The organism is Corynebacterium sp. p3-SID1761 (assembly GCF_055862885.1).
In genome coordinates this window covers 18,080-41,912 of sequence record NZ_JBSQBJ010000014.1, presented here as the reverse complement: position 1 = coordinate 41,912, position 23,833 = coordinate 18,080, and the positions used below count along the sequence as shown (strand labels likewise).

Genomic DNA, 23,833 nt, shown 5'->3' with positions numbered 1-23,833 from the left:
TAATACTTCTACAACCATATATGAGTGGTGTGTATCACGCTGAGCCTTTATAAAAATACCCCGTCACACTACAGGCACAACGACGGGTTTACCTACAGGCGCAGTTAGGGGCGCATATAAGCGAACGCGCTTGTTTCCCCTTTAGTGCCTCCAGTTGGTGCCTCCAGGTGCCTCGAGGTGCTCTTACGAAAAAGAGTGGAAGAAGCGCCTCTTACCCTGCACAATGGCAGATGTGACTAGCTCTGTGGAACCCGGCGGAACAAACGCCTCCGACGTCAATGCAATTCTCAACGAATTGGCCGCCGAATGCGGCGTAGCCACCTGGTACATCGGCCAAAACGGCCAGCGAGTGGAGGTGGCGAGCAGCACGGTTCTCTTCGCTCTGCGCGAACTAGGTCTGAATCTGCCCGAGAATGCCTCGGATCTCACCGAAAGTGCAGTTCAAGCCGCCACTGAGGATCTACTGCGATCCCGCTATAGCCGTATGATCGCCCCCACCGTCACCGCCATTGCAGACCGGCCCCGCACCCTACATGTCCACTGCATCGACGGCGAATCCCTACAGGTTCAAATCCACACCGAAGAGGGCGAGACCATTGCCCTCGAACAGCTCAACGAGTGGGTAGATCCCATCACAGTGGGCAGTGAGGCCAACGCGACAACTTTCGGCACCGCCACCTTCCAGATGCCTGCCCTCCCCGCAGGGTGGCACGAAATCACCGCCCAGGCTGAATCCACTCAGGCACGCTCCACCCTGCTGGTTTCGCCTCAATCCCTGGAGCTACCTGAAGCACCGCGAACCGGCGTTATGGCACAGCTATATTCTCTGCGTGACAAGGATGCGTGGGGCGTCGGCGACTACGGCACTCTGGAAGCTTTGGGGGAATCCCTGCAGAAACTCGGCGGAGCGGACTTTGTGCTGGTGAATCCCATGCACGCGGCGGAGGCTGCTCCCCCGGTGGAGGATTCCCCTTACCTGCCTACCACTCGCCGCTACACCAACCCGATCTACATCCGGGTAGAAAACACGCCGGAGTACGCTGCACACCCCGAGCTGCACGCAACAATTGCGGAGCTTGCCGCCCCGCTGAAGAAGCGCAACCACTCCGCTGATCTGTTGGAGCGAGACCCCGTAGTGGCGTCCAAAATCAAGGCCCTGCACCTGCTGTACACCGCAGGCATCGGCGACGACCGTGCTGAACAACTACGCAGCTTCATCGAACGAGAAGGTGAAGGCATAGTCGGCTTTGCGAACTGGTGCGAGCGCGCTGCAAATGATCCAGCCCTAACCAGCGAGTTCTTCGCCTGGATGCAGATGCTTTGCCAGGAGCAGGAACTGCACGCGCAAAATGCCCTCACCGAAAATATGAGCATTGGCCTGATGGCCGATCTGGCCGTGGGCGTGCACCCCGGTGGCGCGGACGCTCAGATCCTGGCGGACGTGCTGGCGCCGGGTGCTAGCGTGGGTGCGCCGCCGGATGGCTACAACCAACAAGGCCAGGACTGGTCCCAGCCACCGTGGCACCCGTGGAAGCTGGCGGAGGAAGGCTACCGCCCCTGGCGCGATATGTTGCGCACCATCCTGCGCACCGCCGGCGGTATCCGCATCGACCACGTTCTGGGGCTTTTCCGCCTGTGGTGGATCCCACGGATGGAATCGCCCACCCTGGGTACCTACGTCACCTACGACCACGAGGCGCTGGTCGGAGCGCTGGTTTTGGAAGCTCACCGCGCCGGCGCTGTAGTCGTGGGTGAGGATCTGGGCACTTTTGAGCCATGGGTGCAGGACTACCTGGCCAGCCGTGGCGTGATGGGCACTTCGATCGTGTGGTTTGAAGGCGACGCCAACGGGGCGAAGTCACCAGACGCTTACCGCCGTACCTGCCTGACCTCCGTGACTACACACGACCTGCCGCCTACCGCCAGCTATCTGCGCGGCGGACACATCGACCTGCGCGAGGAATTAGGCGTGCTAACCCGCAGCTCGGACGACGAGTTTGCGGAGGATGCGGCATGGCAGGTCGACGTACTGGGTACCATCGCCCGCCACGGTGCCTTCCATGGCATGGAGTGCGAGGAATACTTCCTGAACGAGCTGCGCCAGGAGTTGGACGATCCCCGGCACGGTCGGGAACGCCGCCCGGATGTGTCCTATATTCTGCGCGCCATGCACCGCTATATTGCACAGACGCCTTCGCTGTTGCGTTGCGCGGCCTTGGTGGACTTGGTCGGCGATGTGCGTGCACAAAACCAGCCGGGCACTACGCAGGATCTTTACCCGAATTGGCGTGTGCCGCTGTGTGATGGGCAGGGCAGTCCGGTGCTGGTGGAGGATCTGGCGGACATGCCGCTGGCGCGCGAGGTGCTGGCCGCTACGCGCGGTGAAGACTAAAAGAAGCTGGTTGCTAGCCAGGCTACGAGCAGTAGAACCAGCAGCAATGCCAGAGCCTGGCGCACCTTGGAGTGGTGTTTCATAGCTGGTTAATCCTCCTGCCCGCGAGTGTGTTCTTCGTCTGTCGTGCTACCTGCCTCGGTCGGCAGTGGCGCGCTACTGCGGCTTGCCCACAATTCGCTGAGGGAAAGTGCACCGTGCACGCGATCTTCCTCCGCGTTGGAGGGGAAAATCCGCAGCGCAATCATCTGCCATATTAAGGCCAGCACCGCGCAAACAACGAATAGCGCCAGGAAAACCAGCGGTGTTTGGATCCATACCGGCGCGTTGATCAGCCATTCCATCATTTGTGACGCCTACCCCTGGCTCAGTCCGCGGCGCTGCAGAAGCGGCTGCACACTTCGCTGCTGGCCACGGAACATCCAGAATGCATCCTCGAAGTCGAGGCTGGCACCGCGCGAAAGAATGATGCGACGGAAGCGTTCGCCCGCGAAGCGGACATCGTCTGCATCAAGGGCGGTGGTGGCGTCGGCATCACCAGCGCCGTTATCCCCAGCGTTGGACTCCCCGACCGCGGCACCGGTGTCGATGAACGCTTGGAAACCATCCGCGTCCAGCACCTCAGCCCAGAGGTAGCTCCAATAGTCTGCCGAGTAGCCACCAGCGAAAATGTGGTTGAAGTAGGTGGAACGATAGCGCGGGGCAAGGGCTCCGTTGACATCCACCCCGGCGTTTTCCAACGCTTCAGCCTCGAAGGATTCGACCTGTGCAGATGCATCATCGGTGGCGGCAAGCTTTTCCGCCTCCGCTGCGGAGAGCTTGTGCCAAGCCAGATCCAGCCAGCAGGCAGCCAAGAACTCGGTCGTGGCCATGCCCTGCCCCCACTTGGCCTGTGCGCGGATGGCAGCGACGAACTCGTCGCTGATGACCTCCCCGGTGTCCACGTGGCGGGCGTAGTTGCGCAACACGGCAGGCTCCAGAGCCCAGTTCTCGTTGATCTGGCTGGGAAATTCCACAAAGTCGCGGGGCACGTTCGTGCCAGAGAGGGTGGGGTAACGCACGTCGGAAAGCAGACCGTGCAGGGCGTGGCCGAACTCGTGGAACACGGTTTGCACCTCGTCCAGGGTCAGCAGTGCTTGCTCGCCTTCGGCGGGCTCGGCAATGTTCATAACATTGACCACCACCGGAGCCTGGCCAAGCAGGTTGGACTGCTCAACAAAAGAGTTCATCCACGCGCCGCCGCGTTTCGTGGGACGGGCGTACATATCAGTGAGTAGCAAGCCGATGCCAACAGGCGCGTCTGTGCCCTCTGTAACCTCCCACACCCGCACACCCGGCGCGTAACCGGCCAGGTCGGGGCGTTCGCGCACGTCGATGCCGTAGAGACGCTTGGCTGCGAAGAAGGCACCATCCACCAGCACCTGCTCCAGCGGGAAGTACTTCTTCAGCTCCGCTTCGTCCACGGCGAGTTCCTCGGCGCGCAGCTTGGCATCCCAATACGGCCAGTCGGCTCCGCCGAGACCCGTTGTGTTCGCGCTGTGTTCTATGTCTTCCGCTTCGCTGATGGCCATGGTGTCTACAGCCATCTTGTCTGCAGCTCGCTTGAACTCACCCTGAGCATTCGCCACAGCAGCGGGCGTCACTTGGTTGAGCAACTCCTCGACCGCGGCCAGGCTTCCGGCGGTTTCTGCTCCAGCGACGAACTCTGCGTGGTTGGCGAACCCCAATAGTTCGGCACGCTGGGCGCGCAGGCGAACAATCTGCAGTAGCGTCTCTTCGTTACCGCTACCGGCTGCGCGATTCAGTGATGCTTCGTGCACCTTTGCGCGAGCCGCTGGGTTATCGAGAGATTCCAGCACTGGCTGGACACTCGGCAGCCCCAGGCGAATTAGCCAGCCCTCTTCCCCGCGTTCGGCAGCAGCCTTGGCAAAGTACTCCTTATCCGCCGCGCTGAGTCCCGCAACTTCGGCCTCATCTGTCAGCAGCACCGCCCCTGACTCAGTGGCGGTCTGAAGCTGCGCGCCAAAGGAAGTGGTCAGCTCGGCCAGCTTTGTATCAATGTCGCGCAGAGTAGCGCGCTGTTCATCGTCCAGTTCTGCGCCGCCGCGGATAAAGCGCTTTTTCAACTCGCGCAGCAGAGCCTCTTCTTCGCTACCTTCTGGCTGCGTCGGCAAAGCGCACAAGCGCTCCCATAGCTTCCGGTTCAGCCAGATTTCGCTGAAGTGTCGCGCCAACTCGGGGCTGATCGTCGCCTCGATTTCGCGTACCTCGTCGGTGGCATTCGTGCCTGCATAGTTGAATGCGATGGCCAGCACGCGCTGCAGCATCTGGCCAGATGCCTCCCATGCCTCCGCGGTGTTTTCCCACGTGGGTTCCTCGGGGTTATCCGCTATAGCTGCGATTTCCGCCGCATGGTCGTCCAGCGCGGTTCGGAAGGCAGGCACCAGCTCGGCGAGGTTGATGGCTGCAAAGTCCGGCAATTCATATGGCAGTTCGGAAGCGTTTTGGAGGTAATCCATGGTCTCCCACTCTAACCTGGAGGCCATGGATTACGTTGATGTGGCCATCAATCAAGGCACCGTGCGCGGCTATGCCACTGATTCCGGGGTCGGTTCCGTCTTGCGCTTCCAAGCCATCCCCTATGCAGCAAGCGATCGTTTCGCCCCACCGGGTACTGCCCCTTCTTTTTCTTTTTTAGACGCCCATTCCTCCACCACCTCAACCCGCCAATCCTTATCTATCTCCTGTCCGGCCAGCGCCCCTGGTTCCACCGCAAACGCGCCCGTCATCGTGTTTATTCACGGTGGTCGCTACGAGCAGGGGCACGCCGATGACCCGTGGTACCAGGGAATTCGCTTCGCCGAGGGTGGTTGTGTTTTCGTCAGCGTGAACTACCGCTACCGGCTGGAGGGCTTTTTGCCACTACTGGACGAGGATCACCCGGCCGACGTGAATGGCGATGCGAATCCGAATACCGAACCGGAGTACTACCGCGGGGCAGAGGACATCGTCGCAGCCTTGCAGTGGGTGCGTAGCAACATCTCTGCATTCGGGGGCGATCCAAAGCAAGTCACCTTGATGGGACAGTCCGCCGGCGGGGCACTGGCAGCGTGGACCTTATGCAACTCCCGCACGACCAACCTGGTGCATCGCGCCGTAATCCTAAGCCCAGGCTTTCCACGGGTAGGTTGGCCACGCCGCGAACATGTGGCGCGAGCGGTTCTCGGGGGCCCGCTGACCAGGAAGCACCTCGGCGGGCTTTCCTCTGCCCAATTGCAGCGTGCATACCGTAGATATGCCCGGATCTACGGCACGGACTGCGCTGTGGGACCATACCCCTTCCGTCCCGAGGCGATGCGCGATATCCCCCTTTTGATCGGCACCTTGCGCGAGGAGTTTGTGCAAATGCCCACCGCCCGTACGGTCGACAGGAGGTTGCGTTCCAAGAACCCGCTGGTGCGGCAAGCTGCCAAGCTCGTGGCTCTTTATTTTGAGCGAGCGTTGCAGGCACGGGCGCGATGGGCGTCACCGCATCCGATGGGCATGGCCATCGGGGATTCGATGATTAAGCGCTGGGCCGTAGCGATCATGGAGGCGAAGCGCGACACGACCTGGGCCTATGAGTTTCACGGGAGCCAATCGGCATGGCATTGCGCGGATCTGCCTTTGGTTTTTGACGCCCTCAACGTCTCCCCGAAAGCCGTGAAGCATTTCTGCGGCGAATCCGCGCCCGAGCGCTTGCAACCGCTGGCAACGGAGTTTCACGGGATCGTCGCGCGCTTCGCCCGCGGAGAGGATCCGGAGTGGGAGACCTATGGGAAGAAGCGAAACGTGCGGCGCTTCGATACGGATGCGTCTGCTCGCGGCGAGGTGACCTGTGAGGTAGCCGAAGATGCTTACCGGGATATCCGTGAGGATTATCCGGAGCTCTACCCGAACAATTAGCTAGCAAAACAAGTACCACACTAGACAGCTCGGTCTAGAGTGCTAGGGTGGATAGCCATGAACGCTTCCTCCTCAAACACCGATCCCCAGAATGGCTCTCAGGGCTCCCCACACTCCCCCTCCGACGTCACCTTCCACGACGTCGACACTCTCCGCGCCCGCGGCACAATGAAGTGGACCGTCTACGACGAGGACGTACTGCCCCTGTGGGTCGCCGAAACCGATTTCGACACCTGTCCCGCCGTCAAGCAGGCCATCCAGGCGGGCGTGGATCGCGAGTACTTCGGCTACGAGCGCCGCAATGGTTCGGTACAGAAGGCTCTAGCGGGCTTCCTGGATCGCCGCTTCGGTTGGCAGATCGACCCGGCATGGGTGCGACTAGTACCCGATGTCGTTAAAGGCGTGGCAGCGGCCATTGACGAATTGACGCCGCAGGGCTCCGATGTAATCGTCCCCGTGCCGAGCTATCACCCGTTCTTCGACGTGCCAAGTGCCATAAACCGACCGAAGGTCGAGGTCGCGATGACCAAGGTAGAGAAGCAGGGAACTGAAGAGTGGGCATTTGATCTCGCCGCACTGGAGAAGGCCTTTGCCAGCACCGCGAACCCTGCGGGCGTGGGCGCGCTGATCGTGTGCAATCCGTATAACCCACTGGGGCGCGCATGGCGCCCCGAAGAGTTGGAGAAGCTAGTGGAGCTGGCGGACAAATACGACGTTAGGCTGATCTCCGACGAAATCCATGCACCGGTTGTTTATGCACCGCACAAACACACTCCCCTCGCGTCGCTGAGTGATACCGCCGCACGGGTAACGGTGACGGTACTGGCAACGTCGAAAGGCTGGAATACCGCGGGCCTGCACTGCGCCCAGATGATCTTTACAAACCCGGACGACCGCGAAGTGATGGCTAAGGTCAGCCCGCTGCGTACTGGCTCTGCTTCCACCCTGGGGCAGGTGGCCGCCGAGGCTGCTTACACAGACGGCGAGGCTTGGCTGGCCAGCGAACTGGAGTATCTGCAGGGCAACCTCGATCTGCTTGAGCGCCGACTGCCAGAGGTACTTCCCGGCGCGAAGTTCATCCGCCCCGAGGCCAGCTTCCTCCTCTGGGTAGACCTCCGCGATGTTCCAGGACTGAATGAAAACCCAGGCAAGAAGCTGCTGGAAGGGGCGCGGGTGGCCTTCAACGAGGGCTCCATGTTCGGCACGCAAGGTGCAGGCCATGTGCGCATCAATTTCGGTACTTCCCGGGAAATCCTGAACGAGGCTCTAGACCGCATCGGGAATTTCGCTGAGACCGAATTAGCTGAATTAGCTAAGGCCAACGTGAACAATTAACTTGGCAAGGTGTGATTAAAGCTTTTAGCCGCATCCTGCGCTCAACGAAGGAACTCTGGCCTTTCTACATCGTGGTGATGATCACCAGCATCGTCACCGCAGGTCTGGCCTTGGCTACACCTTTCTTGGTGAAGCTGGCCACCGACACCATCGTCGATACCGTCGGGGGCGGCGGGGCTTCCGACGCTGCCATTGAGAATGCGACAAAAACCGTCATCTGGTTGGCCGTCGGTCTGCTGGCTGTGGAGCTGGCCAACACCATCATCCACAACATCGGCGGATGGTTCGGTGATGTTATGGCGATGCGAATGCGGCAGATCCTTTCCAACCGTTATTACGCCAAGCTGCTGGCCTTACCTCAGGGCTACTACGACAAGCAGGTGACGGGCACAATCATCTCCCGGCTGGATCGCTCCATCCTGGGTCTGACGGATTTCATTAAATCCTTCGCCAACAACTTCTTTTCCATGCTGATCACCGTCAGCATGATCCTGGTAATCACCGCACTCTATTACTGGCCACTGGCCTTGCTGCTGGCGTTTATTTTCCCCCTTTATCTGTATCTGACGATGCTGACCTCCAAGAAGTGGATGGTGTGGGAAAAGGAAAAGAACGAGCACATCGACGTCGCCCAAGGGCGCTTCGCCGAGGTCATCGGCCAGGTGAAGGTGGTGAAGTCCTTCGTCTCCGAGCTGCGCGAGCTGCGGCTATTCCAAAAACACTTCGCCGATACGATCCAGCTCACCCGCGAACAATCACGCTGGTGGCACTTTATGGACATTCTGCGCATGGGCGGGATGAACATCATCTTCTTCGCCATCTACCTGATGCTGTTCTGGCGCACTCTCCACGGCAACTTCAGCCTCGGCGACATGGTGCTGCTGCTGCAATACGTAGTGATGGCTCGCCAGCCTGCCGGAATGATGAGCTGGATGGTCGATACTGCCCAGCGCGCTGCCGCCGGTTCTCGCGAGTACTTCAAAACAATGGAGGAGCTGGAGGACCCCTCGGCTACTGCTCCCCTGCTGGAAGCCGCCCGCCCAGGTGGACCCATGCTGGTCTCCCAGGAGGACGTGGATCATGCGGTGCATCCGCAGCTTTCCGCTCCAGCAGATGGCCCGGTAATCGACTTCGATCACGTCAGCTTCGAATACATCAAGGGCGAGCCTGTCATTCACCAGGTCAGCTTCCAGGCAAACAAGGGTGATCAGGTCGCACTTGTCGGTGAATCCGGCGGAGGCAAATCCACCCTCGTTAACCTCCTACTAGGCCTCTACCGCCCCACCGAGGGACAGCTCCGGGTCTGCGGCAAGGACGTCGCCAACATGACGGCAGCCGAACTGCGCAGCTCTGTCGGTGTGGTGTTCCAAGAGCCTGCCCTTTTTTCTGGCACGGTGCGGGAAAACATTGCTTATGCAAAGCCCGACGCCACGGATCAGGAGATCGAGGACGTGGCCAAGCGCGCCTTCGCCCATGACTTCATCATGCACTTCAAGGACGGGTACGACACTCTCATTGGAGAGCGCGGCCTGCGCCTTTCCGGTGGTCAAAAGCAGCGCATCGCCGTTGCCCGAGCCATGCTAAAAGACGCTCCGGTGCTGATCCTCGACGAAGCTACCTCCGCGCTTGATACCAAGGCCGAGCGCGTGGTGCAGGCCGGGCTGAACGAGCTGATGGTCGGACGCACCACCATCGTTATCGCCCACCGCCTGTCCACAATTGCCGACGTTGACAAGATCGTCACCCTAGACAAGGGACATGTCTGCGAAGTCGGCTCCCCCGCGGAACTTGCGACCAGTGGTGGCATCTACAACGAGCTACTGCAACTCACCAGCTCCTCCTCCGCCGCCGACCGGGCACGGTTGAAGCGCTTCGGTTTCAGTGACTTTGCGTCTGAAGACGACGACACGGAGGAGTAGCCTGGGAGAATGACTGAATTCCCCCCTAACATCACCGAGTTCACTACCTTCGACGGCGCACGTGTGAGCGTCGGCACCGAAGAAGCACAAGCCGCAGAACAACAGGTACGCGACAACGACAGTAACTACGTTTTCCACAGCTGGTCAGCGCAAGAGAAGATCAACCCGCAGCCGCTTAGCTATGCCGAAGGCCCGTGGATTTACGATTACCAAGGCAACGGCTACCTGGACCTGGGCAGCCAGCTGGTCAGCGCCAACCTGGGCCACGCCCACCCGAAGCTGGTAGAGGCAATTCAGCAGCAGGCCACCCGCATCACCAACCAGAACCCCGCGTTCTCCAATGACGTGCGCAGCGAGCTGGCCAAGGAAATCGTGGAGCAGGCGCAGGGCGACTTCTCTCACGTGTTCTTCACCAACGGCGGCGCGGACGCTATCGAGCACGCCATCCGCATGGCACGCCTGACCACTGGCAAGTCCAAGATCCTGACGGCTTACCGCAGCTACCACGGCGCTACCGGCTCCGCGATTATGGCCACCGGCGAAGCACGCCGCCACGGCAACCCCACGACCGACGGCGACGTGAAGCACTTCTGGGGTCCATTCCTGTACCGCAGCGCCTTCTACTCCACCACACAGGAGGAAGAATGCGCTCGTGCTCTTCAGTCGCTGGAAGAGACGCTGGTCTACGAGGACAACGTAGCTGCCGTTTTGATCGAGTCCGTTGTGGGCTCTAGTGGCATCATCGTCCCGCCGGAGGGCTTCCTGCAGGGCGTGCGCGAAATCTGCGACCGCCACGGCGCGCTGTACATCGCGGACGAGGTCATGGTCGGCTTTGGCCGTACCGGCAAGATGTTCGCGTACGAGCACGGCGGCTCGGACCTGCAGCCGGATCTTGTTACCTTCGCCAAGGGCGTGAACTCCGGCATGGCACCGCTTGGTGGCGTGATGATGAACGAGGCCGTTTACCAGCGTTTTGCAGAAAAGCCTTACCCGGGCGGGCTGACCTATTCTGGCCACCCACTGGCGGCGGCTCCTGGCCTGGCCGCGCAGAAGGTGTACCGCGAGGAGAAAATCTTCGAGCAGGTCGCCGACCTGGGCGAGCGCGTTATCGCCCCGGCCATGGAAAAGATCGCGGAAAACCACCCAAGCGTGGGCAATGTCCGCGGCAAGGGCTTCTTCTGGGCCATCGAGTTCGTTAGCGACCAAGAGGCCAAGACCCCGATGGGTGCCGAGGCTATGGGTGCATTCGGCGCGGAGCTCAAGAAGGCTGGCATCTGGCCGATGGTTTCCGGGCACCGCCTGCACTTCGCGCCACCGCTGGTTACCACCGAGGAGCAGCTGGACTGGGCGCTGGAGGTTGTCGATCGTGCTGCGTCCGTCGTTGACCAGGCGCTATAAGCACCCCATCACTTCTGCCCCTGACTTTAAAGGGGCATAGCAAAAGTCCCGGCTGAAAGTTTTTCAGCCGGGACTTTAGGCTTTTAGCCTTTAGCTTTTTACTTCTGAGCGTCGCCCAGAACCTTGTTGACAGCGTCCGAAGCCTTGTCCTTCAGCTCGTTGGCCTTGTCCTTGATGTCGGACTTGGTCTGATCCGCACGACCCTCGTTGGCCAGGTCGTTGTTGTCGGTAGCCTCGCCAGCAGCCTCCTTGGCCTTGCCTGCGGCGCCTTCTGCCTTGTTCTTCAGATCGTCGATAGACATATGTTGACCTTTCCTTTCGTCGGGTTTCGCTTGGCTAGGTAGGGCGAAAGTTGTAGCCCTTGTTTACCTATCAAGCGCTGTGCGATTAATTGTACTCGTAAAAGCCCTTGCCCGACTTGCGTCCGGTGTGGCCCGCGGTGACCATACGACGCAGCAGCGGCGGGCAGGCGTAGCTCGGGTCGCCGAACTCCTTGTACATGACGTCAGCGATGAAGGCGCAGGTATCCAAGCCCACCATGTCGGCCAGGGTCAGCGGCCCCATCGGGTGGTTGGCGCCCAGCTTCATGCCGGTATCGATATCCTCCGGGGTTGCCACACCGTTTTCCACCATGCGCACGGCAGAGAGCATGTACGGAACCAGCAGGAAGTTCACGATGAAGCCAGAGCGATCCTTCGCGCGGATGGCCTGCTTGCCCAGCTTCTCGGTGGCGTAGGTCTGCGCGATCTCAACAGCGTCCTCGTCGGTGGTCAGCGCTGGGATGACCTCCACCAGTGGCAGCACCGGAACGGGGTTGAAGAAGTGCAGCCCCAGTACGCGGCCCGGGTTCTTGGTGGCACTGGCGATCGTCTGGATCGGCAGAGAGGACGTGTTGGAGCACAGCGGTGCCTTCTTGTCCTCGACGATCTCGTCCAGCTTTGCGAAGACATCCTTCTTGATGTCTTCGTTTTCAATGATCGCTTCCATGACCAGCTCGCGGTCTGCGAAGTCCTCTAGCTTGGTGGTAAAGGTCAGGCGGCTCAGCGCAGCGTCACGATCCTCCTCGGATAGCTTGCCACGGCTCACGGCCTTCTCCAGGGACTTTTCGATGCGTGCCTTACCCGCATCGGCAAACTCCTGCTTAGCCTCCCACACCAGCACGTCGCTGCCGGCCTTGGCGGCGACCTCTGCAATGCCAGATCCCATCAGACCTGCACCGATAACACCTACACGCTGAACCATGGTCACTCCTTTTTTATAGGTTTATTCGTACTTGATCCAGCCTACCGATGTTGCTCGTACGGATGTGCCCAATGCCATTCCTCGGCTCTGTTCTTATTGCCTACTGCCGATTGACGCCCTTATCCTCCGCTGCGTCATCGTCAGCAACTGGCTCTTCCGTGATCAACTCGCCTTCCTGGTCGTACATCGGGCGGGCGGGAGAGCTTTCCGCATCATGATCTACATCGCCCACAACTCCCAGGTCACCTTCGATACGCACATTGCCAGGGATAATGAGGTTTCCTTCCGCATCATATTCGAAGCGTGCATGCTCCTTACCCTCGTTGTCGTAACCAGGGGCAGGACGCGACTCGTGCTCGGCCAGCTTCTCCGCCGAGTCAGTCTTACCCCACTGGCGTGACGGCGGTTCGGGGCGTGCCGCGGCATCGTCATTCATGCCTTTAACGAGCGAGTACATCATGACGAAGTTAAAGAGTACGAATGGGAAGCCAATGATGATGACGGTTTGCTGGAGCGCATCGATTCCCGCATCGGGCGCCATGATCAGGATGGAGCCTGCGACTGCACCGATCATGATGCACCACAGCAGTCGGTAGATCAGCGGAGTCTTGCCCTCTTCACCGGCAGCGAACATGTCGTTGATCAGTGCTGCAGAGTCGATGGAAGTGACGAAGAAGATGGTGATCACGAAGAGCGCCAGGATGCTGGTGGCCAGCGTCCACGGGAAGTGTTCCAAGAAGACAAACAATGCCGTAGCTGGGTCACCCTGTTCCACAATGGGGTTGGTCAGTACGCCCGGCTCTTTCTTTTCAATATCCAGACCCGAGTAACCGAAGACAGCGAACCAAAGAATCGTGAAGGCCGTCGGAAGCAGCAAAACGCCACCGATGAACTCGCGGACAGTGCGACCACGGGAGATGCGGGCAACGAACATGCCCACGAACGGGGACCAGCAAATCGTCCATGCCCAGTAGAAGACCGTCCACTTACCCTGCCAGCCAGGATTCACCTGCTGAGAATCGGACCAGAACATGATCTTCGGCAGATATTCCGCATACAGGCTGGTGGCATCCATCGTGCCGCGCAAAAGCAGCAGCGTCGGGCCGGTCAAAAGCACAAAAACCATCAGCAGAGTCGCAGCGAGAATATTGATATTCGACAGCCACTTAATGCCCTTAGACAGACCGGTGGATACTGAGATTGACGACGCCACAACAATGACCACCAGAATAAGAATCTGTACCCATGCGACAGTCTGTGCGCCGAAAACCTTGGACAGACCAGAGTTAATCTGCAACGTACCGAGGCCGACCGACACCGCGATGCCGAAAACGGTACCGATGATAGACAGGGCGTCGATTAGCTTTCCGGGCCAAGAGTAGATACGGGCGCCGAGGATCGGTGCGAAGATACTGGATACACGCGGCGGTAGGTGACGCTTGTAGATGAAATACCCCAGGGCAAGGCCGGGCAGGGCGAAGATAACCCACATGTGCAGGCCAAAGTGATACAGAGTGAAGCCCATCGCCTCACCGATAGCTTCGGAGCTCATCGGTTCAGCATCCTGCATGGGCACGTTGACAACGTGGTTCATGGGTTCAGCCACACCGTAGAACATCAGCACAGCACCGAGGCCACCGGCGAAGAGCATGGCGAACCACGAAAGGGTTCGGAAGGCTGGTTCTTCTCCCTCAACGCCAAGCCTCATGCGACCGAAGCGCGAAACGAACAGCACCATGAGGAAGAGGAAAGCCAGCGAGATGCTGCCGATGTAGAGCCAATTGAAGTTTTCCAACAACCAGTTCGACCCCGTCGACAGGCTCGCAGCAGCCTTGTCCTTGAAGATGATGGCGTAGGCCACGAAGCCCACGATGAAGCCACAGGCGACCCAGAAGATCAGTGGATCAACTTTGACCTTTTCTGCATTCGCCACTTTGGCTGCGTCGGAATCCTTGCTTGTGCTGCCTGCCGAACCTGCAGCCGTAGAAGTAGACTTTGCGCCTTCCATTGCGGGATCACACCCCATTTTCTTTTCTGTCGTATGTAGAGGAAGCTCGAGCCTCAACCCTAGCGTCTTGACCAGACTCATTTGCTCGCAACGTACCTTTAGCCGAAAAGAGAGGCCTTCAAAGAGCGTTTTTATGCTCTCGAGCCTGTCGGCGAAACAATAAACAATGCGTAGAAAGCTAGCAGATCACACACAGGTAGTTTCCAGGAAGGCTGTTTAGATTAGTTACCAGTGGTCGACAGAAAGGATCCAAATACGAACGGTCATTCTCCTCTTGAAACGTCAGCAAGAAACCCCCAGGTTGTAAGTTCGCCTGGGGGTTTCTTGTGTTCGTTTTTGCCGATCGTTTGCCAGTTACTAGACGGGCTGGAGCTAGCTCGGGATTCCCGAAGGCTCGATGGGATTCTCGCTGAGGCTGCTCATCAGATCCTCGAGGTCACTTAAGTTGTCGTCCAGCATGTCCTCAAATTCCGAAAGATCAGTGCCGTACGTCGGACTGTATTCGGTCGGCAACGGAAGGTTAGGCGCCGATGTCTTCTGCTCTGGCGAATCGGAGTCACCGTTGTCGCCCTCCCCTGTCGTGTTCGTGGGCTGGGACTCCGATGTGCTTGGCTTTTTCTCTCCCCCTTCATCGTCGCCGGAGACTGCGTTATAAATCAGCACACCGCCAACCACGAGAGCTATGAGGACTAAGAGGCCGATCACGATTTTGGCTACGCCACCGTTGCCGCCCTGTGGGTTGGGGTTGCCCTGTCCATAAGGCTGGCCAAATGGCTGCGCAGCCGGGCCAAATCCCTGCTGGCCTGGCTGCCCGTAGGCACTCTGTCCGTAACCTTGCTGACCATAACCCTGCTGGACATAGCCTTGCTGGCCATACCCTTGCTGGCCGTAACTCTGCTGGCCACTGCCGACCTGGGGGTTATATCCCTGGTTACCGTAAGGATCATTTCCAAATGTATTGCCCGGCGCGCCTGCCTGGGCACTCCCCTGTGCCCCAGCGCCATTCTGCGTGCCGAACGAACCTGCGTACTGGCCACCCTGCCCATTGTTGGTTCCAGAGGATCCAAACACCTGAGTGCTCTGGTCATCCTGGCGCCGATACTGCGGCGGCTCAGGCGCATTTGCCCCGTTGCTATCTGCGGTACTGCCACCGTTGGGCGCAGAGTACGGAGATGCGTTTGCTGCGCCCATGTATTCGGTACGGTCATTCGGGTTGTTCCCGTTCGTTCCGCCACCGCCACTATTAAAAGGATTGTTGTCCTGTGGTGCCATTCTTCTTAAAAACCTTTCGTCAACCGTTTGCGATCAGCCCGAGACAAGAGCTCTCTCAGGCCGATCTATACGGCCTCTAGGCTTCGAGCCTTAAGACTAGCGTAGGTAACGCGCCGCTGCGCGAGTATCTGCGTTCTGTACTGCACGGTCGCCCCAGGAGAAAGAAGCGACGGTATAGCCATTACCGAACGATGCTGAGGCCCGGGTCTGCGGACCGTAATCGGACCATCCCCATTTTGTGCCATTGACGCCCGGCAGGTGCACCGTGCCCCAGTCTTGGCGAGTGCCATCTGCTGCTACCGGGCTGGCGGTGCGCATCCAGTGCAGTACCAAAGATCGCGGGTGGCGGATGCGAAGCTTGTGGAGGAAGTTCGCGGTATCAGTAGCAGACGTGTAGGAATTACCCCAGTGTGCGGCCGCTCGGGTATTACGTAGGCCGTATTCACGGGCGATAGTGCTAATTGCTCGCGGGTACTTCCGGTTGATCTTGGAAGCAGCTCCATCATCGGAGAAGCGGATCATACGCTCGGCCAGGTAGCGATCCGAGTTGCTGTGGTCGCCGTAGCGCAGTACGTAGTCAGCCATATACAGCTTCACAATAGATAGGCCTGGTCGTGCCTGGTCTGCGTTCGGAGTCTTTGCGATGCCATTGTTAGTGACAACAGCCAATGAGGTGCGAGCTGGAACGTTGTGGATCGTGCGCACCTGGTAACCGCGGTTCGGGCCTGGCGCGGGGCGGTGCGGAGCTGGTGCCGGGCGGTGCGGAGCCGAGGAACCTGGGATCTGATTAGCCGACATGCCCAGCTTGTTCAGGGCATCTTCCACAGCCTGCGGAACCGGCGGCAGCTTTGGCGCCGGTGGAAGCGGCGGCAGAGCCGGCATCTGAGAACCCGCGGGCGGGCCAGCGGGGGCAGCGTTAGCTGGAGCGGCGATTCCCGCCATGCTCACGGTTGCCGTGAGGGCGGCGGTAGCAACCCCTTTAGTTAGGTGAGAGCGAGAATCCTTGGCCGCATGCCGTGGCCGATAGGTGTACTGGGAAAAGTTGAATGTCATAACCTCTAGTCCCGATTGTTCGTTTCGTCGTGCGCTGACGAGTGGGCGTCATAAAAATCCACCTAGGACACCTAGGCGAGAAAACACAATATGAATATACATAAGCGACGACTTATGCACGGGTTAAAGGCTATGCGTCGCGGTAAAGCAGCTCCATTACCTCCTCATAGGGGGCGGGCTGCAGATTCCATGCATCGACGCCAACGTCAACCTGCCCAGGGCCAGTAATTGGAGTAGCGGAATGCAGATGCCCGTGAATTACATATGGCACATCGAGTCGTAGATAGTCGTAGCGGGATTCCATCCCCTCGTGATCCTGGCCGGGGCGCGGGAAATGGCACAACCAGGCAACCTCGGTGTCTGCCTTCTTGGCAAGGTCCTCGTTGTCCGCCACTCCGTCGCCGTCCGGGTCCCATGGCACCACACACTGATAGGGCTGAACGGAATCGAACACCTCAAGGAACCTCCGCTGACGTCGGGCACTGTTGGCATGCAGCGGATGGCATGTGTCGTGATTGCCCGCGATGAGGTGAGCAGTTATGTCCAGGTCAGAAAAAGCGTCCCGTAGCAGGTCTAGCGCCCTTTCCTCCTGTGGACCCCACCCGGAGGAAATATCTCCGAGTACCCAGAGCGTATCGCCAGAGCGCAGTGCGGCTGTGAGATTGGCGAGGATCGTGTCGTCATGCCGGGCGACTTCTTCCTCTTTCTCGCCGAAGCCACGCAGCCCAGCGACGAACGGATGGCCAAGGTGTAGGTCGCTGGTAAACCAAGTGCGGGGTTGGCTCATGGTCACTCCTTCGGGGCGATGCAAGGTCTCGGTATCTGTGTATAACCACTGTAACCCGTCCGCTTGCTTGCCTCTTATAGCCACCAATACCAGCAAATTTCATATTTTGAGACTTCTATCCCATATAGTGGATGTATGACGGTCAAAGAGAAGCAGAGAAGCAACACAACCAACTCATCCGAGGAACGCTCCGCAACCATTGCCGTATGGGCTTTCCCCGCGTTTATCTTGATCGGCGCAGGCCTAGCACTGGCCAGCCCGGGCACCTTCACTCCCCTGGCAGCGCACATCTCCACGATGATCGCCATCATCATGCTGTGCATGGGACTGACCCTGAGGCTGCCTGACTTCGCGCTGGTTGCGAAACGTCCCATGCCAATCGTCATCGGTGTGATCGCCCAGTTCGTCATCATGCCGCTGGGTGCTGTGGCCGTAGCCAAGCTGCTGGGGCTGAACCCAATGCTGGCGATTGGCCTGCTGATGCTGGGATCCGTACCCGGCGGCACCACCTCCAACGTGGTCGCCTATTTGGCTAAGGGCGACGTTGCACTGTCCGTGACCATGACCTCCGTCTCCACTATCCTGTCCCCGCTGGTCACCCCGGTTATCATGCTGCTACTCGCGGGTGAGGAAACTCCGGTGGATGGTAAGTCCATGGCGTGGAGTCTGGTTCAGACCGTGCTGCTGCCCGTCATCGGCGGCCTGGTCATCCGTGTGATTTTCGATCGCATCGTCACGTTTCTGCTGCCGGTTCTGCCGTGGTTGTCCATTGTCGCTATCGGCGGAGTCGTCTTCCCTGCCGTCGCTAAGTCTTCGGACACCCTGATGAACATCGGCGTCACCGTGCTTGTCGCCGTCATCATCCACAACCTCATCGGCTATGTCCTGGGCTACTTCGCTGCCCGCGCCACCGGCGAATCCCCCACTGTCTGCCGCACCACCGCCATCGAGGTCGCCACACAGTCCGCAGGCCTGGCCTCCGGAATGTCGGGGAAGTATTGGAGCCCGGAAGCCGCCATCCCCGGCGCTGTCGCCGCCGTGTGGCACAACATTTCCGGCGCACTATTTGCTTTCCTCATGCGCCGCTTGGCCAAAAACTAGGCCCCTCACTCTCCCCTGAGCCCCTACGATGGGGCTCATGCGTATTTTCGGCTTCGATTCCTTTGGCGGCCCCGAGGTCACTCGTTTCCTCGATGTCGCCGACTACACCTGGCAGCCCGGCAGCGTTTTGATCCGCCCCACCGCAATCAGCCTCAATCCCGGCGATATTAAAGTGCGTAATGGCCAACGCCAGGGCTTCTTCCCCGTCACCTTCCCCATGGCCATGGGCCGTGAGGCCGCGGGCACAGTCGTAGAAGCCGACCCCTCCACCGATTTTTCGCCGGGCGATCGCGTCTTTGGGTCTGCTTTCTCCGGCACTGGCACTGCCAGTGATTCTCTTGTTCTTTTGGACGCCACCTCGACCGCAGCTATCCCCAGCGGTGTAGAGTCCGCCGACGCGGCCTGCCTGCCCGCGGCTGCTGGAACCGCCTACGATGCCCTGGCCGAGCTTCACGAATTGGGTACCTGGCCGGACGAGGGAGCTCGCCTTCTGGTAATTGGCGCAGGCGGTGGCGTGGGCACGCACGCCCTTCAACTGGCGCAACATTTCGACATCGAGGTCATCGGCATCGCCAGCGCCCGCAAGAAGATGTTGGTAGAGCGTCTGGGCGCGCGTTTTATGGATACCGCAGAGCTGGGCAAGACCGGTTCCCACGTCACCGTCCCGCCAGTGGACGGCATTCTGGACCTGGTCGGTGGCGATGTCCTGGAAGGGCTGGTGCATCTTGCGCCGGAGGGCGCGATCCGCAGCGCCGCGGACAAGCAGCTTGCTGCCCGTCTAGGCGGAAGCGGCATCACTCGGATTCGTACCGAGGAACGCTTCGCGGAACTCGCTCGCCTGGTAGCCGAAGGCGCGATGCGTCCCGTGATCGGCAAAGAGCTACCTTTCAGTGCCGCAGCCGAAGCCTACGAGGAGGTCGAGTCAGGCCACGCACTAGGAAAGGTCGTACTGACGGTGGACGACTAGCGGAAGCGCTAGGCTTCCAAGAAATCCCCCCCACCACCCAACAATTCTGGCGACAGCTAAGCGGGGGTCAGTGTGCCCACGGCGGTGATAAGTACGAACTCCGCAATCCAAATCCACAGCCAAGGACGTTTCGGCAACAGAGGCAACTCTTCGGCCTGAGCCGGCCGGGCGAAAGCGGACTTTGTTGCAGGGTCGAAGGATTCCCACACCTCTCGGTAGTTCCCTTCCGTAGCGGCCCATTCCCGCACCGCCTCCGTATCGCGTTTGTTCGCATACATCCAGTACAGCGCCGGGCCAGCGAATATGAGGAAGTACAACACGGCGAAGATTACTCTTAGACCCCCACTGGCTTCCTCCAAGGAGCCGAAGAGGATCCCGAAGAGCATCATCACTCCCAGGATCAAAGCCAGCCACGCCGCAATCTTCTTTGCAGCGTTCGGACGGTACCTTGACAACCGAATACGACGAGCTTCCAGGTCCTGCTCATCAGAAGTACGCGCAACCTGCCCATCGTGTGGATCAGCATCCGGCATCCAGCCAGCGAGGTAATCCTTGTTCTCCCGGCTACCCCGGCTATCCCACTCGCCATAGCGTTGCGGCTCTTTGTAGCTCATGCAATTAAGTGTAAACACCGCTCTGGACATCCCACAGCTCATCGTTCGATTACGGGGTTTACACTGTGAATGTCTTTATTCGCAGCCTCAGACAAGGAAAACCACCACCGCAGTGAATCAAACCAGCCCCCACAAGCAACCCACCCCGCTCAACCCAAAGCCCCCACAGAACCCCGCGGAATTCCCCATCCCCCATCGCCCAAGTGCGTGGGAGCTGTTTACCACCTTCAACTCGAAGGCGGCGGGCTGGGCTGGTGGACTGCGAGCGGCACTGTCACTGCTGATTCCCGGCACGATCGCCTGGTCACTAGGGTTAAGCGATGCAATGCTGCTGGTCGCTGGCGGTGCATTTACCGTGATCTACGGCGGTAATCTGCCCTATCGCACACGCCTAAAGGTGATGCTTTTCTCCGCCACGCTGCTAGCTGCCTGCCCCACCATCGCTGCTTGGCTGGGCAAGATGATGTGGGAGCACCTGGATTCCGGTGGCTCACACTGGTGGCTGATGATCGCGGGCCTGTACTGCACCTTCCTTTCGGGCGTGTTCACCTACACTCAGAACGCACTGCGCCTGCCACCACCGGGCGGATTCTTCATTGTCATGGTCTCCGGCGGCGCGACGATGATTGCCCGCAGCGACCTAAACCCCCTGGCCATTGGCGGCTGGAGTTTGTTTGGTGCGTTCGTCGCCGTGATCGTGGGCATGTTCCCTGCCCTATTCAATCCTCACGGCCCAGAGCAGCAGGCCATCCGTACGCTCAACAGCGCGGTGGCGGATTTCGACCAAGACCCGACCCCTGGCAACTACTACCTTGCCCGCACTTCCCTTTCCGAGGCCTGGTCGGCACTGATGGGCGCAGGCATTGTCTCCGCGGGCAAGGTGATCCGGGAATCACAACGTGACCTGGTGGTACAAGTCCAACGTGCCCGTCAACAGCTCATGGCCATCAGCGCCCGGACCGGCTACGTAGATACGGACGAAGACTTCTCCGATACCAACGGCATGGTCGACCCCACCCGCATTGCCATCCCACACCACCAGCCATCTGTGAAATACCGCTTCGGCCGGTCGCTAAACATCCATAGCCAGGCAGAGCTCAGCATGGAAAAGGTTGTGCTCGCCAGCCTCACCTCCTGCGCCGCCACAATCTGGCTGGGGCTAGACCGCCCTGACTGGGGTGTAATCACTGCCCTATTGATCCTGCAATGGGGACCCGAGAAGGTCCCCGGCACCATCCGCGGACTGCATCGCCTGCTCGGCTCCGTGCTGGGCATTGGGCTGTTCTCCATCGCCCACGCCTTCCACATCGACGGCCTATTGCTGCTCTTCCTGCTGGCCATCTGCCAATTCGCCGCCGAGTTCTTCATTGCCAAGAACTATGCCTTCACCGTCATCTTCACCACCCCCATGGCACTGATGATGGGCAACTCAATGGAACGCCCGCTCGGCGACGTGGTCGTCGATCGCCTCGCCGAAGTGTGCGTTGCGGTTATCTGCTCGTTTATCTTCCTGTGGCTCTGGCGCACTACATCTGACGCCCACTATCACCGCCGCCTGGTAGGCCATTGCGAAGCGGCAATGGGTGCACTGCTGGGCGCGTTGCTGATCACCCCGCCAGATCGCGCGCTCTACGCACGCCGTGATCTGCAATTCGAGCTGCTCAGCGAACGCAAGCACATGATGAAGATGATTAACAACAACTCCACCTATGCGCGGCAATTGTGGGCTAAGCACAACCAGCTACAGCTCACCGGGTACACTCTGTTGGATTATTGCAATGCGCATGGGGACGAAGATCTCTCCCTCAACGAGCTGAACCGCCTGGCCGCGGCGGTACGGCAGCTGGACTGAGCCTAGTCGGCGTCGGTAGACAGCGCAGCAACGAAGGCCTCCTGCGGCACAGAGACCGAACCGATGGCCTTCATGCGCTTCTTGCCTTCCTTTTGCTTTTCCAGCAGCTTGCGCTTACGCGACACATCGCCGCCATAGCACTTGGACAGCACGTCCTTGCGCAGGGCACGGATGTTCTCGCGGGCGATAATCTTGGAACCGATAGCGGCCTGCACCGGCACCTCGAACTGCTGGCGCGGGATCAGTTCCTTCAGCTTCACCGTCATCTTGTTGCCGTACCAGTGCGCGTTGTCGCGGTGCACGATTGCGCTGAACGCATCCACGGGGTCGCCTTGCAGCAGGATGTCCACCTTCACCAGGTCGGCCAGCTGCTCGCCGGCTTCTTCATAGTTCAGCGAGGCATAGCCCTTCGTGCGGGACTTCAGCTGGTCAAAGAAATCAAAGATAATCTCGCCCAGCGGCATGGTGTAACGCAGCTCCACGCGGTCCTCGGACAGGTAGTCCATGCCGCCCATTTGGCCGCGCTTCGACTGACACAGTTCCATGGTGGAGCCCAAGAACTCCGAGGGCACGATCACGGTCATCTTCACGATCGGCTCATATACCTCGCGCATCTTGCCACCCGGCCAATCCGAGGGGTTGCGAACGTACACTTCCTTGCCGTCTTCCTTCACCACGCGGTAGACCACTGACGGCGCAGTGGAGATCAGATCCAGGCCGAACTCGCGTTCCAGGCGTGTGCGGGTGATTTCCATGTGCAGCAGCCCGAGGAAGCCACAGCGGAAACCAAATCCCAGGGCTACCGACGTCTCTGGCTCAAAGGTTAGGGATGCATCGTTGAGCTGCAGCTTTTCGATGGCTTCGCGCAGATCCGGGTACTGATCGGCGCTGATCGGGAACAGACCGGAGTACACCATCGGGGTTGGCTCCTGGTAACCCTTCAGCGGCACCTCGGCACCGTTGGTGGCCCAGGTAATCGTGTCACCGACCTTGGACTGACGGACGTCCTTCACACCAGTGATGATGTAACCGACCTCGCCCACGCCCAGGCCCTTGGTCTTCGTCGGCTCCGGGGAAACCACGCCGATCTCTAGCGTCTCGTGGGTCGCGCCAGTGCTCATCATCTGGATTTTCTGGCGCGATTCCAGCCGACCGTCCATCATGCGTACATACGTCACCACACCGCGGTAGATGTCGTACACACTGTCGAAGATCATGGCACGGGCCGGGGCATCGGCATCACCCACTGGCGGTGGCACCAGTTCACATACCTTGTCCAGGAGCTCCGGCACGCCCTCGCCAGTCTTGCCGGATACGCGCAGCACTTCTTCTGGCTCGCAGCCGATGATGTGGGCAAGTTCCAGGGAGTACTTTTCTGGATCTGCTGCTGGCAGGTCAATCTTGTTCAGAACCGGAATGATTTCCAGATCGTTTTCCATCGCCAGGTACAGGTTCGCCAGCGTCTGTGCCTCGATACCCTGGGCCGCATCGACCAGCAGGATGCATCCCTCACACGCTTCGAGGGCGCGGGAGACCTCATAGGTAAAGTCCACGTGGCCGGGCGTATCGATCAGGTGCATCACTAGCTCTTCGCCCGCGTGCGCACCGGTCTTCGGCACCCACGGCAGGCGTACGTTCTGTGCCTTGATAGTGATGCCACGCTCGCGCTCAATATCCATGTTGTCCAGGTACTGGTCGCGCATATCGCGATCTTCGACCACGCCGGACATCTGCAGGATACGGTCGGCCAGGGTCGACTTGCCATGGTCAATGTGGGCAATGATGCAGAAGTTACGAATCCTCTCGGGATCCGTAAACGTCTGTGTGGCGTAATTCTTCTGCTTGGCTGCCATTTGCCCTCCTCTTTCGCTTACGCGTAACCCTACTATGTATCTACCCAGAAGTAGCAGACGGGGTTTAGCTGCCACCTGGCTACCTGGAAGTGTTT

At 59.6% G+C, this 23,833-nt stretch carries 18 protein-coding genes; 8 read left to right on the top strand and 10 right to left on the bottom strand.

The genetic code is table 11. The features are described 5' to 3' along the window. Positions 1-223: 223 nt before the first annotated feature. Positions 224-2,392, top strand: coding sequence for a 4-alpha-glucanotransferase (locus ACWXWJ_RS07765; RefSeq protein ID WP_293791391.1), 2,169 nt, complete (start codon positions 224-226; stop codon positions 2,390-2,392). Between the two features lie 89 nt (positions 2,393-2,481). Here the strand turns inward: ACWXWJ_RS07765 and ACWXWJ_RS07760 are convergent, their stop codons facing one another. Next, positions 2,482-2,739: a hypothetical protein gene (locus ACWXWJ_RS07760; protein ID WP_293791392.1), complete on the bottom strand. Its 258-nt coding sequence runs from the start codon at positions 2,737-2,739 to the stop codon at positions 2,482-2,484. A 9-nt stretch (positions 2,740-2,748) separates the two neighbouring features. After that, the gene (locus ACWXWJ_RS07755) at positions 2,749-4,911 is read right to left on the bottom strand and encodes a M3 family metallopeptidase (protein ID WP_293791393.1); all 2,163 of its coding nucleotides are present in this window, start codon (positions 4,909-4,911) and stop codon (positions 2,749-2,751) included. Between ACWXWJ_RS07755 and ACWXWJ_RS07750 the strand changes: the two genes are divergently transcribed. From ACWXWJ_RS07750 to ACWXWJ_RS07735, 4 genes are all read left to right on the top strand, one after another. Then, the gene (locus ACWXWJ_RS07750; RefSeq protein ID WP_293791394.1) at positions 4,910-6,337 is read left to right on the top strand and encodes a carboxylesterase family protein; all 1,428 of its coding nucleotides are present in this window, start codon (positions 4,910-4,912) and stop codon (positions 6,335-6,337) included. The genes ACWXWJ_RS07755 and ACWXWJ_RS07750 overlap by 2 nt on opposite strands. Positions 6,338-6,505: 168 nt before the next feature. Continuing rightward, positions 6,506-7,672: a MalY/PatB family protein gene (locus ACWXWJ_RS07745; RefSeq protein WP_448307477.1), complete on the top strand. Its 1,167-nt coding sequence runs from the start codon at positions 6,506-6,508 to the stop codon at positions 7,670-7,672. Between the two features lie 11 nt (positions 7,673-7,683). Beyond that, positions 7,684-9,591, top strand: coding sequence for an ABC transporter ATP-binding protein (locus tag ACWXWJ_RS07740; RefSeq protein WP_473964052.1), 1,908 nt, complete (start codon positions 7,684-7,686; stop codon positions 9,589-9,591). A gap of 9 nt (positions 9,592-9,600) precedes the next feature. After that, on the top strand, positions 9,601-10,989 hold the full coding sequence (locus ACWXWJ_RS07735; protein WP_473964051.1) for an aminotransferase class III-fold pyridoxal phosphate-dependent enzyme: 1,389 nt from the start codon (positions 9,601-9,603) through the stop codon (positions 10,987-10,989). A 98-nt stretch (positions 10,990-11,087) separates the two neighbouring features. Here the strand turns inward: ACWXWJ_RS07735 and ACWXWJ_RS07730 are convergent, their stop codons facing one another. The 6 genes from ACWXWJ_RS07730 to ACWXWJ_RS07705 all read right to left on the bottom strand — a co-directional run bounded on the left by ACWXWJ_RS07730 (position 11,088) and on the right by ACWXWJ_RS07705 (position 17,351). Continuing rightward, entirely contained in the window at positions 11,088-11,285 is a 198-nt protein-coding gene (locus tag ACWXWJ_RS07730; protein ID WP_448307478.1) for a CsbD family protein, read from the bottom strand. A 91-nt stretch (positions 11,286-11,376) separates the two neighbouring features. Beyond that, positions 11,377-12,231, bottom strand: coding sequence for a 3-hydroxybutyryl-CoA dehydrogenase (locus ACWXWJ_RS07725; RefSeq protein WP_293791398.1), 855 nt, complete (start codon positions 12,229-12,231; stop codon positions 11,377-11,379). A 100-nt stretch (positions 12,232-12,331) separates the two neighbouring features. After that, positions 12,332-14,239: a BCCT family transporter gene (locus tag ACWXWJ_RS07720; protein WP_473964050.1), complete on the bottom strand. Its 1,908-nt coding sequence runs from the start codon at positions 14,237-14,239 to the stop codon at positions 12,332-12,334. Between the two features lie 372 nt (positions 14,240-14,611). Beyond that, complete coding sequence (locus ACWXWJ_RS07715; RefSeq protein ID WP_293791400.1) at positions 14,612-15,511, bottom strand: hypothetical protein; 900 nt, start codon at positions 15,509-15,511, stop codon at positions 14,612-14,614. A gap of 96 nt (positions 15,512-15,607) precedes the next feature. Further along, a complete protein-coding gene (locus tag ACWXWJ_RS07710; protein ID WP_293791401.1) occupies positions 15,608-16,564 on the bottom strand; it encodes a hypothetical protein in 957 nt (318 codons plus the stop codon). 130 nt (positions 16,565-16,694) lie between these two features. Next, positions 16,695-17,351, bottom strand: coding sequence for a metallophosphoesterase (locus ACWXWJ_RS07705; protein ID WP_293791402.1), 657 nt, complete (start codon positions 17,349-17,351; stop codon positions 16,695-16,697). A 135-nt stretch (positions 17,352-17,486) separates the two neighbouring features. On the opposite strand from ACWXWJ_RS07705, the gene ACWXWJ_RS07700 reads away from it, so the two are divergent. Both ACWXWJ_RS07700 and ACWXWJ_RS07695 read left to right on the top strand, forming a co-directional pair. Beyond that, the gene (locus ACWXWJ_RS07700) at positions 17,487-18,452 is read left to right on the top strand and encodes a bile acid:sodium symporter family protein (RefSeq protein WP_473964049.1); all 966 of its coding nucleotides are present in this window, start codon (positions 17,487-17,489) and stop codon (positions 18,450-18,452) included. A gap of 37 nt (positions 18,453-18,489) precedes the next feature. Further along, positions 18,490-19,419: an NADP-dependent oxidoreductase gene (locus ACWXWJ_RS07695; protein WP_473964048.1), complete on the top strand. Its 930-nt coding sequence runs from the start codon at positions 18,490-18,492 to the stop codon at positions 19,417-19,419. A 56-nt stretch (positions 19,420-19,475) separates the two neighbouring features. On the opposite strand, the gene ACWXWJ_RS07690 is transcribed toward ACWXWJ_RS07695, so the two are convergent. Continuing rightward, positions 19,476-20,033: a hypothetical protein gene (locus tag ACWXWJ_RS07690; RefSeq protein WP_473964047.1), complete on the bottom strand. Its 558-nt coding sequence runs from the start codon at positions 20,031-20,033 to the stop codon at positions 19,476-19,478. 112 nt (positions 20,034-20,145) lie between these two features. On the opposite strand from ACWXWJ_RS07690, the gene ACWXWJ_RS07685 reads away from it, so the two are divergent. Next, positions 20,146-21,885: an FUSC family protein gene (locus tag ACWXWJ_RS07685; protein ID WP_473964046.1), complete on the top strand. Its 1,740-nt coding sequence runs from the start codon at positions 20,146-20,148 to the stop codon at positions 21,883-21,885. A 2-nt stretch (positions 21,886-21,887) separates the two neighbouring features. Here the strand turns inward: ACWXWJ_RS07685 and lepA are convergent, their stop codons facing one another. Then, positions 21,888-23,738: a translation elongation factor 4 gene (lepA, locus tag ACWXWJ_RS07680; RefSeq protein ID WP_293791407.1), complete on the bottom strand. Its 1,851-nt coding sequence runs from the start codon at positions 23,736-23,738 to the stop codon at positions 21,888-21,890. Positions 23,739-23,833 lie beyond the last annotated feature (95 nt).

What these genes read in the sequence shown, in the direction of transcription:
- ACWXWJ_RS07765 (WP_293791391.1), top strand. Translation starts at nt 224, where the DNA reads ATGGCAGATGTGACTAGCTCTGTGGAACCCGGCGGAACAAACGCCTCC.
- ACWXWJ_RS07760 (WP_293791392.1), bottom strand. Translation starts at nt 2,739, where the DNA reads ATGATGGAATGGCTGATCAACGCGCCGGTATGGATCCAAACACCGCTG.
- ACWXWJ_RS07750 (WP_293791394.1), top strand. Translation starts at nt 4,910, where the DNA reads ATGGTCTCCCACTCTAACCTGGAGGCCATGGATTACGTTGATGTGGCC.
- ACWXWJ_RS07755 (WP_293791393.1), bottom strand. Translation starts at nt 4,911, where the DNA reads ATGGATTACCTCCAAAACGCTTCCGAACTGCCATATGAATTGCCGGAC.
- ACWXWJ_RS07745 (WP_448307477.1), top strand. Translation starts at nt 6,506, where the DNA reads ATGAAGTGGACCGTCTACGACGAGGACGTACTGCCCCTGTGGGTCGCC.
- ACWXWJ_RS07735 (WP_473964051.1), top strand. Translation starts at nt 9,601, where the DNA reads ATGACTGAATTCCCCCCTAACATCACCGAGTTCACTACCTTCGACGGC.
- ACWXWJ_RS07725 (WP_293791398.1), bottom strand. Translation starts at nt 12,231, where the DNA reads ATGGTTCAGCGTGTAGGTGTTATCGGTGCAGGTCTGATGGGATCTGGC.
- ACWXWJ_RS07720 (WP_473964050.1), bottom strand. Translation starts at nt 14,239, where the DNA reads ATGGAAGGCGCAAAGTCTACTTCTACGGCTGCAGGTTCGGCAGGCAGC.
- ACWXWJ_RS07715 (WP_293791400.1), bottom strand. Translation starts at nt 15,511, where the DNA reads ATGGCACCACAGGACAACAATCCTTTTAATAGTGGCGGTGGCGGAACG.
- ACWXWJ_RS07710 (WP_293791401.1), bottom strand. Translation starts at nt 16,564, where the DNA reads ATGACATTCAACTTTTCCCAGTACACCTATCGGCCACGGCATGCGGCC.
- ACWXWJ_RS07705 (WP_293791402.1), bottom strand. Translation starts at nt 17,351, where the DNA reads ATGAGCCAACCCCGCACTTGGTTTACCAGCGACCTACACCTTGGCCAT.
- ACWXWJ_RS07700 (WP_473964049.1), top strand. Translation starts at nt 17,487, where the DNA reads ATGACGGTCAAAGAGAAGCAGAGAAGCAACACAACCAACTCATCCGAG.
- ACWXWJ_RS07695 (WP_473964048.1), top strand. Translation starts at nt 18,490, where the DNA reads ATGCGTATTTTCGGCTTCGATTCCTTTGGCGGCCCCGAGGTCACTCGT.
- ACWXWJ_RS07690 (WP_473964047.1), bottom strand. Translation starts at nt 20,033, where the DNA reads ATGAGCTACAAAGAGCCGCAACGCTATGGCGAGTGGGATAGCCGGGGT.
- lepA (WP_293791407.1), bottom strand. Translation starts at nt 23,738, where the DNA reads ATGGCAGCCAAGCAGAAGAATTACGCCACACAGACGTTTACGGATCCC.